The following is a 12,294-nucleotide window of genomic DNA, read 5'->3' as shown; positions in this document are numbered from 1 at the left end:
CTTGGCTGCTGGTGAGTCTGCTCCTGTTGCTCTAAGCGCACCTGCAATCAACGGTTAATTAATCTTAGGGTGGCGATGAATCAATCGCTTCTCTATAGAATAATCAAAAACGCCTCCTGGAAACGGGGGCGTTTTTTGTGATGCTAATATCTGGTACCTTTTCAATAAAAGTAATACCAATTCAAATAATGTTTGCGACACATACATTTTTCGTAAGGGCACGGCATCAGTAAGATAATTTTATATACCAAAAGATTTTGGATGCTGTGCCCCTACCCATCTGTCCCATTCTTTTTTCAAAATGTTATAAGGTGCAATAAAGTTCAGTTTCGTCCCTCAATCCAACCTACGCCAGTTTTAGTATTGAAGTAAGGTGGGGATTCACCCTACGCTAAATTATTGTAAATTAAAGCAATATTGCTGCCCGTTCCGCCAAACTAGAACGCTCGCCTTTGGAAAGGGTGATATGAGCTGCTAAAGGTTCGTGTTTAAATCTTTCGACTACATATATAAGACCATTACTAGCAGCATCAACATAAGGATTATCAATCTGTTCCGGATCACCTGTAAGTACTACCTTAGTTCCTTCCCCTGCACGGGTAAGAATTGTTTTGACCTCATGGGGGGAGAGATTTTGAGCTTCATCTACAATGAGAAACTGTTTGGGGATAGTACGACCCCGAATATAAGTTAAAGGCTCAATTTGTAATAGTCCCATACCAATTAGTTCTTCATGACCCCTGCGCCAGTGTTTGGGTTTGTGAGAGGTATCTTGAGTCCCAAAAATTAGGTCAAAGTTGTCATAAAGGGGTTGCATCCAAGGTGTGAGTTTTTCTTGCACATCCCCAGGTAAATAGCCAATATCCTTACCCATAGGTACTACTGGTCGAGAAATGAGTAGGCGATTGTAGATTCTTTGATCAGCTACCTGATGCAATCCAGCTGCGATCGCTAATAAGGTTTTACCTGTACCAGCCTTACCCACTAGAGTCACTAAAGATATGCGATCGCGCAATAAAAATTCAAAAGCAAATTTTTGTTCCCGGTTACGAGGATTAATCCGAGATATTCCGCCTTGGGGAATAGGGATGGGAGAGACTATTTTGCTACTAGTTTCATCTACTATACCTAAAGCTGTATGGCTAGGATTGGCTATATCAATTAGGGTCAGGGCTTGGTTGGGGAATAACTCCCGATCTAAGGTTATTTTACCTTGTTGAAAAAACTCTTCGATCTTGTCTGTCTCTACCATCACTTCAACCATACCCGTGTACAGTTCATCCAGATCAACTTTATCTGCTTCATAATCTGCTGCCGCCAAACCGAGGGCATTAGCTTTAATTCGCAGATTAGTATCTTTGCTAACTAGTACCACAGGACAATTACAATGACTCTTAGCTTCTAATGCCACTGCCAGGATCGCATTGTCCCCCTTGTCTCCTTCCAATTCCAATGGTAGTTTTTCCAGGGTTTCTCCATGACACAAAGCTACTTTTATGGAACCACCCCCATTAATAGGAATACCTGCTGTCAATTGTCCCTGCTGACTTAATCCATCTAATATCCGAGATGATTGACGGGCATTTCGACCTGTAAGTTCTGGTTGCTTTTTGAAACGATCTAATTCTTCAATGATGGCAATTGGCAGGATAATATCATTATCCTCGAATTTGAGCATGGCACTAGGGTCGTGCAAGAGTACATTAGTATCGAGGACAAAGGTTTTTTTCATAGGTAATTTTTAAGACTACCAAAAGCCTAGCTTAGATGTTTTTCTCAGATGTGAAGAGATGATGGTGTGGGTTGGTTATCATTATATTGAGCAGCTGAGGTGATCAGGTAGTGGGGCTCTCTTAGGTTCTTACTTGCTAGTTTACTGGTTTCCCAAGATATATTTCTGGCAACTTTACTTAAAAAAACATTTAAGTTATTATTCCAAACATTGCCACGATCGCAATACACCACAAGATTAGACTAAAAGGTAGACCGAGCAAAATTCCAGCAATTGCCCAGCCTCTTTGATGAGCTTTAAATTGTTGAATACTTCGCCAATACCGACTTTTCCAAGCCCATTCATTACCTTTGGCACCCATAAATATAGCCATTGCCCAACCGATATGGGGAATAAAAGATAATAATCCCCACCAAACTCGATTAGGAAATAGCCATAGCCAAGGCATAAAAAATGCTCCCCAATTCCAGCCAATAATTTCCTCTGGTACTATTTCTGATTGGTTATTAATCCCACACCCAGAATTATTGATGAATTTTGTTGGCTGTAACCCAGCATCAGCAGTTCGCGAATTAATCACTAAACCTGATTTGAGAGCAGTTAGTGCTTCCCTCGCACTGCTAAAACGTTTTTCTGGTGCTGGTTCTATCATTTTTTGCAGCCAGCTAACCACAAAAATGGAACGGGGGTTTACTAGTTCAGAAAACTGCATCCGTAAATCCCGTTGTGGTAAATCTCCTGGGGAAATACCCGTTAACAAATGAATTAAGGTTGCTCCTAGGGCGTATAAGTCTGATGCTGGCACAGCTTTACCGCCAAACTGTTCCATGGGAGCATAACCATAAGTACCAACTACGGTAAAAGTTACACCTTCTTTGGCAGCTTTATCTTGAACTGCACCAAAATCAACTACATAAATCTGATTATCTTCGCCCCAGATTAAATTGCTCGGTTTAATATCCCTATGCAGTACAGTCGGACTCAAATTATGCAAATAAATTAAAGTATTTAAAACTTCAACTGCAATTTTTCTAACTTGTTTTTCTGTAAATCTTGTTTTCTGAGCTAACTTGTCTTTGAGGGAATCACCTGGTATATATTGTTCTACCAAGCAAAACCAGAGTGTGCGATCGTCAATAGAAAAGTAATCTATATATTTGGGGATGCGGGGATGACTTAACTGTTTGAGAATTTGTGCTTCCCTTTCAAACAGTTTCAGGTCTTCCCACTGTACTGTACCACCGAAAGCAAGGAGTTTAACTACAACTTGTTGGTTTACAATATCAGCAGCTTGTAAATCCTTTGCTAGCCAAGTTTGGCGAATTCCATTATTGCCTAATTGGCTTTGAAGTTGATAGCGATTTTCTAAGATTTGCTCTGGTTGCAACATCTGGTACTTTTCCTCCCCAGCCCGATTGTTCTAATCTAACTTCAATTACTCGCGATTGTCACAAAGAGGTCGGGGAGCAGGGAGCAAGGGTCTGCCGAAACTATTTTGGATTGTGAAAGAGTTACTGCATAAGCTTTTCTTTCTTTCCATCTATCGCAATCATTTGTCTTTATGGTGAATGCAATCAGATATCTCTTACTAAAACCTTGACTAAATGGTTTAAGTTATGTTAGTTTTAGATTATGGTTAAACATACACCCAGGAGGAGCAATGACTCGCGGTCCCGACAAGCAATTTGACACAGAAGTAGCCTTAAGCAAGGCGATGGAAGTGTTTTGGGCTCATGGTTACGAAGCCACCAGCCTTTCTGAATTGCTGAAAAATATGGGGATTGGCAAAAAAAGTTTGTATGACACCTTTGGTAATAAGCAGTCGCTTTTCCTCAAAGCACTGGATTACTACGCTCGCACCACTCTTGGGGATATACGCGCAAGGCTTGATGCTGATGGCTCTCCTTTGACAAATCTAAAGCACTTGCTGATGGAATGGCAACAGATGCACAGTCAACCCGGAAGTCGTGGTTGTATGCTTGGCACTAATATTGCCGATTTCAATACAGATGATGAGGCGATCGCTTCTATCATGCGAGTTTATTTACAACAAGTGGAAGATGCCTTTACAGCAACTCTAAAACGTGCCCAAGCAGCAGGAGAACTGAGTCCCTCAGCAAACCCACGAAATCTAGCTCGTTTGTTACTCTGTACAACTCAGGGTATGGCGCTACTAGGTCGCGTGATGGATAAGGATACTACCTTAGAAGGGGCATTTCAAGCCACAATCTCTCTTCTAGAAAATAGCTAATTTTTTTTGTTTTAACTTAGACTAATCATTCAAAGTTTTTTCAATTACAAACATAAGGAGCAAATCAAATGACTTACGACATCAGCAACAAAACTATTCTCGTTACAGGCGCAAATCGCGGTATCGGCAAGGTGCTGGTTGAGACATTTGTCGAACACGGAGCTACGAAAGTTTACGCCGCCGTTCGTAACTTGGAAAGTGCTTCACCACTGGTTGAAAAATATGGTGACAAGGTAGTTCCAATTCAGATTGATTTAGGCAATCCCCAATCTATTGTTGCTGCTGCTCAAATCGCCAAGGACGTGCAGGTGGTTGTTAACAATGCTGGAGCATTTAAAGGAACTAATCCTTTGGATAATAATGCGATCGCATCCCTGGAATTCGAGATGAATATCAACGTGTATGGTCTAATTCATATGGCTCAGGCTTTTGCACCAGTACTTCAAGCCAACGGGGGTGGAGTCTTTGCCCAACTTAACTCCGTCGTTTCCATGAAGACATTTTCCAACTTCGCCACCTACTCTGCTTCCAAAGCCGCAGCATATTCGATTACACAGGCATTGCGAGAATTACTGAAGGAACAGGGCACGATTGTGTTGAGTGTTCATCCTGGTCCAATTGCCACAGATATGGGTGATGCAGCAGGTCTGACTGAAATTGCTGAGTCTCCCATATTAGTTGCTGAAGGTATTATCAAAGCCTTAGAAGCTGGGGATTTTCATGTTTTCCCTGACTCAATGGCAAAGCAGATTGGTGGTGTTTACCAGAGTTTTGCAGCAAATGTTGTTGAGGTCAATATGTCTGAAGGCTAATTCTTGACCATAAACGGGGGAAGAGGGGTGAGATAAAAAGCTTATCACTTCTTTATTCTCCCCACACCTCCCACACTCCCCACACTTCCCTCCTTCAAAGGATTAACCTAACCCTGTATTTCAGCTGGAAAACTTTACAGTTGTAGAGGGTGCGCCCTAAAATTTTGCCATAACCTTGGCGGGTGGGACGGATAGCTGCATGGCTCAGATAAACCCCGGCGGCGGCTGCTCCAGGTTTTGAACCTTCAATCCCATAAGTTCCTAGCACCAATTCTTCTTCTGTAGTCGCGCCACCCGAGTTGATATAGGGAGCTTCAAAGGCAATCAAACTCCGCCCATATTGCGATAACACAAGGCACCAGCAGGATAGGGGATTATCCTGTTTTATGGGGATCGACGGTGATAGTGTCGGTGTGCTTGAGGTTTTGAAATTGCTCAATGACATAATCGCTGAGGGGTAAAGGAGGAAGGGGTGTTCCTTCAGGATCATCCAAGTTATCCCATAATAAAGCTGCAAAATAGCCACCCCAAGCACAATCGGCATGAAGAGCGAAGTCCACATTCATGGGACGATACTTTTCATCGCGTAGTTCGATCATCTCCGTCAAGGGATCAACATTCCCTTCTTCAGTGGTGCCAAAGATAGAGACAATGGAGATAATCGGGTGTTTGCTGGCAATATACTCATTGATCGCCGTTTCCAAGGCAGCCACATCCATGCGACCATAAGTATCCAGCGGGAGGGTGTGCATATTATTCGCCCCTAATCCCAAAATGGCATCTTAGTCAGTCGGGTGGGTCAACGACCATGAATATCTTCCTATATATTCGTTATAAGTTCAAGTCTCTGCCCTTGCTCTCATCCTCCGGTTCCGAAGACTCCACTGGTGGACTTCCCACAAGGTATGTTAAATCGATGGGAAGTTTAACCATGGTTCTTCCTTATGTAGATGAATCATTATTGAAAGTTTTAGAACCAGGCGATCGCAGCTACCATGAGCCACCAAGATCACCAGAAATTCTCTGATTTATGAACTATACGTGAGATGCTACATGAGATTTTTTTACTATATTTAGATGAAAAAAATAATACTTCTTAAGGATTAATTGGTATTTTCATATAATGAAATAATCTTGATAATAGTAAAATTTTAGCTGTCAATGATAAATATAGATATCAGTATCATGAGAAACTTTTATTTTTGTTAAGATAAGCCAAATTATTGATTTATTACTTAACTTAATTCCTAAACTTATTTTGTATAATTGCTGTCTGAAGTCAAAATAAATAGCAATCATTAGTCAAAATAAATAGCAATCATTAAAACTTTCAGTTTTCAGGAAACTCCCATGACTGCAACAGCACCATTTGCTAATCAGCCAAACTCAGACTTATCCAAGTCAGAATTACCTAATATTTGCGGTTCAGAAGCAGAAATTAGTTCAGTTGTTACACACAGCGAACCAGTCTTTTTAAACCAAACCAATTTGCGGGTAGAAGATATTACTGCCGGGTTCGCCTGTGCCCTACATATGCACCAACCGACAATCCCAGCTGGTCCTAATGGGGAACTCATCAGTAATCTCCAGCATATGTTTAACAACCCCAATGATGGAGACAATCACAATGCAGGAGTATTTGCTAGTTGTTACAGCCGCATGGGAGATTTTATTCCCCAACTAGTTTCTGAGGGTTGCAATCCCCGGATTATGCTTGACTACTCAGGAAATTTGTTGTGGGGTTTGCACCAAATGGGACGTAATGATGTCCTAGACAACCTCAAACGCATTACCTGTGACTCCCAGTATCAGCCCTATGTGGAATGGCTGGGAACTATGTGGAGTCATGCTGTTGTGCCTTCTACACCCATCCCCGACATTAAACTACATATTCAAGCTTGGCAACATTACTTTGCTGCCATGTTTGGCTATGATACCCTGAAAAGAGTCAAGGGCTTTTCTCCCCCAGAAATGCACTTACCTAATCACCCAGATACCTTGTTTGAATATATCAAAGCTCTGAAAGAATGCGGGTATCGTTGGTTAATGGTACAAGAACATTCAGTGGAAAGATTGGATGGTTCGGGGTTACGCCATGAAGATAAATATATTCCGAACCGTTTAGTTGCTTGCAATTCTCACGGTGAAACAATTAGTATTACAGCCCTAATTAAAACTCAAGGTTCTGATACTAAATTAGTGGCACAAATGCAGCCCTATTTTGAAGCTAAAGGACTAGGTAAGCAGCAAATTGGCAATGTAAATATGCCCTCTTGCGTTACCCAAATTGCTGACGGGGAAAACGGCGGCGTGATGATGAATGAATATCCCCGGGATTTAGTTAGGGTGTATCATGAAATCCGTGATGGTGGAGGTAATACTTCCGGAGTAGTGGCGTTAAATGGCACTGAATATCTGGAATTGATAGAAGCTGCGGGTGCAAATCCCGAAGATTATCCTACTTGTCAAGCTAGACAGCAACACAAAATCTGGCAACGAGTTAATCCCGATACAGCCACACCAGAACTTGTAGAAGAAGCGATCCAAAAATTGAAAGAAACTGATCCTCAATTCCATATGGATGGTGCATCATGGACGGACGATTTAAGTTGGGTAGAGGGCTATGATAATGTCCTAGAACCAATGAATAAACTCAGTGCCATGTTTCATGAAAAATATGATCCCCTAGTAAAACAAGATCCTACCGTAACCAAGCGTCCAGATTACCAAGAAGCTTTGTTATACACCTTGTTAGTTGAAACTAGCTGTTTCCGCTATTGGGGACAAGGAGCTTGGACTGATTATGCTCGGGAATTATATCGCCGGGGTGAGGCAGTGATTAATGGCTGATATGATCAGTATTTAAGTATTTAACGCAAAATTAGGGTATATAATTAGACGCATTAATTCCAGAATTGCTTGATCAGAGCGATCACATTACCCATGATTACTGAGTTTTGTGCCCTGAAGAATTAATAGAGGTAGAGAATTTACGGAACTCTACCTCTATTTTTCTAGGAAGAACCTACATATTTGTATAAAAAACTAGTGAAGCATCCACATGGTTGTGTAAAAAAATAGTATCGATATTATTTTTTACTTGCAAAATAAATATACAGAACTGTACATTATTAATACCTAGCATCAAATGATGTCCAGCAAATAATGATTTAAACCAGAGAAAAAGCTTATATGATCAGAATTTTATATATTATTTTCCTAGGATTTTTGTGAGTGTATTTAGGAAATATTTGCATTTATGTATAGAGAGAATAGTATCATTTAAATCTATATATGAATTGGCAATTTGGCAGCTTTTACATTTTTGATACTGGTACTGTTGTTGTGGTGCAAGGGGTGTATTAAAAATTTCCCCGACCAATTATCAGGTCGGGGTTTTCAACTCGAAACAGTAATCATTTATAGCGCTAAGCGCAAGTAAGGGACTTCCAAATAAAAAATCAATCACTTGGAATGCAAGGGAGCAGGGAACAGGAAGCAGGGGGAGTGAAGCAAGTAGTTAAAGTCCAGAAATTGGGTAATTTATTTTTTGGTGTTCCCTAATAAGTAATAAGTTTACTGTTTTTCAAAAATGTCCTAACATGTTTTGCTAGTGCTATCATTGATAGACAAAACAAGCCAATTGAGCAAAATCTATAGGTTCCAAATATTTGTTATTGCCAATTTGATTGTTTTTATTTGAAAAATAATATCAAATTTATAATAAATATCCAGATATTAATCTTAATTACAAGAACAAAATTATTAACAACTAAATTATATGGACGGTTATTCAGAAATGCAGGAAATTATTGATTTTCTCCTCAGTAGTTATGGATGGTATAGGAAATTAATTGGTGGCGAGTGGTATCAAATATCAGTTCCTGTTTTTGATGGTGATAATTTAATGTGGATTAGGGCCTCTAAACTTAATCCTGATTTGAAATGGACAGTAGAAATGTCAGAAGACTACAGAAAAAAGGGCATTGCTTATACCGAGGAACCCGTCCACCGCAAGTGTCCTCCTCTAGCTGAGATCAATTCATATGTGAATTCCGCAACGCCAAAAAAAAGATAGATTGAGTTAGTATCAGAAGTGAAAATTAACTCCTTCACTACTGTCATCGCCAATAACTGTGAAATTGCTTCCCTACAGTGGAAAGTTATTTTCAGTCTGGCAAAACATCTTTTCTCCATAAATTGGCAAATAGTAGATAATAGAAACTAAATCATCTAGCATCTAGCACTTATGCACTCATTAGGTTGGTCTAGCCTGTCTTGGAGGAACTTATTAAAATTGGGCTTTGGGATTGCTTCCTGGCATCGCAATCACTGTTTTTACCTTGTCCTGGCGTAAGCCCTGTTATCTTCTGTGATTAGTAAATATCTTTACTCATTACAGAAGAAACTGGAAATATTGTTTTTATGTGCTAGATTAACCAGTCCCCGATTATTTGGGAAACTGCTATTGCTTGGGAAAAATTATGGAAACGGCTTCATCACTCCAAATTCGCTTAAATTACTACTATCAGCAAATTAGGCAAATTATTCTGGCACGACAAAATCCAATTACTGGTTTGCTACCTGCAAGTACAGCAATTACCGCTCACGGCGATTATACGGATGCTTGGGTACGAGATAATGTTTATAGCATTTTGGCAGTTTGGGGATTGGGACTGGCATACCGCAAAATGGATCAAAATCAGGGGCGTACCTATGAATTAGAACATAGCACGGTCAAATTGATGCGGGGTTTGCTGTTTGCGATGATGCGACAAGCTCCTAAGGTAGAAAAGTTTAAACATACTCAATCCCATTTAGATGCCTTGCACGCCAAATACAACACTGTGACTGGGGATGTAGTTGTTGGTGATGATGAATGGGGACATTTACAGTTAGATGCTACATCCATATTTTTGCTGATGTTGGCACAGATGACTGCTTCCGGGTTGCAGATTATTTATACCCTGGATGAGGTAAATTTTATCCAAAATCTGGTTTATTACATTGGTAGAGCCTATCGCACTCCAGATTATGGCATTTGGGAACGAGGTAATAAAATCAACCAAGGTAGTGCAGAATTGAATGCTAGTTCTGTGGGTATGGCAAAAGCTGCCTTAGAAGCCATTAATGGGTTAAATTTATTTGGAGTTCAAGGTAGTCAAGCTTCTGTAATTCATGTACTTGCGGATGAAATTGCCCGTACCCGAATTACCCTCGAATCTTTATTACCCAGGGAATCTGCATCAAAGGAAAGTGATGCTGCACTGTTGAGTGTTATTGGTTTTCCAGCCTTCGCAGTCACCAATACCCAATTACGCGATCGCACTTTGAATGATGTAGTCAATAAGTTAGAAGGAAAATATGGTTGTAAACGCTTCCTGCGAGATGGACATCAAACGGTATTAGAAGATAGCCAGCGTTTACACTACGAGCCTTGGGAACTGAAACAGTTTGAGGATATTGAGTGTGAATGGCCTTTATTCTTTACGTATTTACTACTAGATGCTTTGTTTCTTGGCGACATCAAAAAAGTGAAGCACTACCAAGAAAGTCTAGAGTTTGTATTGGTAGAACGTGACGGTGTCGGTTTACTACCAGAGCTGTATTATGTCCCAGAGGAGTATATAGAGTTAGAAAAAGCCGAGCCCCAAACTCAGCCCAGATTACCCAATGAAAATATTCCTTTGGTATGGGCACAGAGTTTGTATTTCCTCGGGCAAATGCTCCGCGAAGGTTTACTAGATGTAGGAGATATAGATCCTCTAGGAAGGCATTTACGTATAGGTAAATATCGAGATCCCCTAGTCCAAATTGCCTTACTCGCAGAGGATGAGGATTTACAAACTAAGTTAGAAATTTACGGGATCGCTACACAAACACCAAAACAAATCGCACCGATTCAGGTAAGACAAGTAGAGGAACTATCTATTCTTTATGCTGAGTTAGGTAGTAACGAAAAACTAGATTTAACAGGTCGTCCCATGAGGCGATTGCGGAGTTTGACTACATCTAGGTTCTTTCGTATAGGTAGTGAAACTGTAGTATTTTTACCATCTTTTTTAGATTCAGGGCAATTTTACTTAACTCTGGATTACCATTTCTTAGTCGATCACCTCAAGAGCGAGCTGGCTTATATTCAAAACTATTGGCATAGTATGGGTCGTCCGACCTTAACTTTAATGCTTACTCATACCATGCTAGAAACCGGAAAGGAGGCACTATTAGAGTTAATGCAGGAACTCAAAAATGGTATTTCTTATGGTGTGCGGGTACAGTTGGGACAGTTAAACCAATTTATGTTAACTGGTACTACGGAAAGGATTGATTTTATCCACGAATTTAATTTATCTCCTGCAACAGTAATCAAGGCGACAAAATACAGTTCTTATCTGACTTCTGATCCGGAAAAAAATTGGTCATTGGCACATACTCAAGAGTTTCAAATGGAATGTGAAACTAATTTGAGTTTATTGCTTTCCTCTTTGCGAGGCTCAGAAAATATTTACGAGCAAATAGAATTATTGCAGACTTTGACCCGTTTAGAAGGGTTGGAATTTGATACGGGTTTTGGGGGCCCTGGAAAGCAGGTAACAGTAGCAGATTTACTAGATGAAGTGTATGTCAAAGCAGGAGATTTAGGAATTTGGGCTGTGGTTCGTCGGGCTGCGGGGCTATTAAAAATGGCTGATGTGGGCTTATCGGATGTAGTGACTAATATTATAGTTTGTGGCAAGCAAATTGCAGTTGGTAGAGCATACAACAAAGCATCCCTCATTGCTGTACCCATACCCCACAATGAAATAGCCGAGAAAATCAATAATTTCTGCCGTGAAGATATTCGCGATCGCGTTTTGACCCAAGAAATTCTCATTTATCTGAGTAATTTAATTAAGTCGGAACCGGAACTATTTCAGGGATTACTTACCCTGCGTGTGGGCTATTTAATTTTATTAATCACCAGTGAACTAGCCCAGGAGTTAAAGGTAACTCAAGATGAAGCATATGAATATTTAATGCAATTGTCACCCTTTGAAGTCAAAACCCGACTGTATGATGTATTGGTGGCATATGCAGATATGAGTCAATTGTTGCGCCAACAGGAATCATTACACGTCACTCAAAAGGAAAGTGAAATTGATTGGGTATTGCAGCCACTAGTTATAGATGAGATAGAAGTACCCAGTGGTTGGCGACGGTTCCGCCAAGCAGAAGGAAGCACGGGAAGGGTTCCCAACGACTTTTTTAAACAGGTATGGTTATTAATGCATAATTGTAAGGGATTGGTAATTGGTGATAAGTTAGAACGCCGCAATCGCTTGGATAGTGAAGAAATAATATCGGAAATGACCGCCGGAGAGAAGAATTTTGCCCTGCAAGTAGAACATCTATTGAATAAAATTGAAGCTCCTGAGTATCGCCAAGTGAATATTGAGACTTTGATGGAACTCGGAGCGATCGCTGGTAAAAACCCCAACTTACAAATTCAAGAATATATT

General features: G+C 40.4%; 10 protein-coding genes. 6 read left to right on the top strand and 4 right to left on the bottom strand.

Features of this window, described 5'->3' with window-relative positions; translation table 11 throughout:
* Positions 1 to 406: 406 nt before the first annotated feature.
* Positions 407 to 1,732, bottom strand: coding sequence for a PhoH family protein (locus tag CALSC_RS12260; RefSeq protein WP_088241631.1), 1,326 nt, complete (start codon positions 1,730 to 1,732; stop codon positions 407 to 409).
* A gap of 190 nt (positions 1,733 to 1,922) precedes the next feature.
* On the bottom strand, positions 1,923 to 3,122 hold the full coding sequence (locus CALSC_RS12255) for a serine/threonine protein kinase (protein WP_088241630.1): 1,200 nt from the start codon (positions 3,120 to 3,122) through the stop codon (positions 1,923 to 1,925).
* A 270-nt stretch (positions 3,123 to 3,392) separates the two neighbouring features.
* On the opposite strand from CALSC_RS12255, the gene CALSC_RS12250 reads away from it, so the two are divergent.
* Together CALSC_RS12250 and CALSC_RS12245 are read left to right on the top strand one after the other, a co-directional pair.
* Positions 3,393 to 3,983: a TetR/AcrR family transcriptional regulator gene (locus CALSC_RS12250; RefSeq protein WP_088241629.1), complete on the top strand. Its 591-nt coding sequence runs from the start codon at positions 3,393 to 3,395 to the stop codon at positions 3,981 to 3,983.
* Positions 3,984 to 4,051: 68 nt separating this feature from the next.
* Positions 4,052 to 4,795 carry an SDR family oxidoreductase gene (locus CALSC_RS12245; protein WP_088241628.1) on the top strand — a complete coding sequence of 248 codons (744 nt, stop codon included), beginning with the start codon at positions 4,052 to 4,054 and terminating at the stop codon, positions 4,793 to 4,795.
* 94 nt (positions 4,796 to 4,889) lie between these two features.
* Here CALSC_RS12245 and CALSC_RS27000 read toward each other — a convergent pair whose 3' ends face one another.
* On the bottom strand, positions 4,890 to 5,147 hold the full coding sequence (locus CALSC_RS27000) for a hypothetical protein (protein WP_088241627.1): 258 nt from the start codon (positions 5,145 to 5,147) through the stop codon (positions 4,890 to 4,892).
* Between the two features lie 22 nt (positions 5,148 to 5,169).
* Complete coding sequence (locus tag CALSC_RS26995) at positions 5,170 to 5,547, bottom strand: pyridoxal-dependent decarboxylase (RefSeq protein ID WP_088241626.1); 378 nt, start codon at positions 5,545 to 5,547, stop codon at positions 5,170 to 5,172.
* 56 nt (positions 5,548 to 5,603) lie between these two features.
* On the opposite strand from CALSC_RS26995, the gene CALSC_RS25905 reads away from it, so the two are divergent.
* The 4 genes from CALSC_RS25905 to CALSC_RS12220 form a co-directional block, all read left to right on the top strand.
* Entirely contained in the window at positions 5,604 to 5,822 is a 219-nt protein-coding gene (locus CALSC_RS25905; RefSeq protein WP_143288238.1) for a hypothetical protein, read from the top strand.
* A gap of 323 nt (positions 5,823 to 6,145) precedes the next feature.
* Positions 6,146 to 7,645 (top strand): glycosyl hydrolase family 57, encoded by a 1,500-nt coding sequence (locus CALSC_RS12230; protein ID WP_088241625.1) that lies wholly within the window; start codon positions 6,146 to 6,148, stop codon positions 7,643 to 7,645.
* A 931-nt stretch (positions 7,646 to 8,576) separates the two neighbouring features.
* The gene (locus tag CALSC_RS12225) at positions 8,577 to 8,873 is read left to right on the top strand and encodes a hypothetical protein (RefSeq protein WP_088241624.1); all 297 of its coding nucleotides are present in this window, start codon (positions 8,577 to 8,579) and stop codon (positions 8,871 to 8,873) included.
* Positions 8,874 to 9,279: 406 nt separating this feature from the next.
* The coding region (locus CALSC_RS12220; protein WP_088241623.1) for a glycoside hydrolase family 15 protein at positions 9,280 to 12,294 on the top strand (3,015 nt) is incomplete at its 3' end.

Origin of the sequence: Calothrix rhizosoleniae SC01 (genome assembly GCF_900185595.1) — a bacterium.
Taxonomy (GTDB): Bacteria; Cyanobacteriota; Cyanobacteriia; order Cyanobacteriales; family Nostocaceae; genus Calothrix_A; species Calothrix_A rhizosoleniae.
The sequence above is the reverse complement of the archived record's forward strand: the minus strand, read 5'-3'. Positions and strand labels throughout refer to the sequence as shown.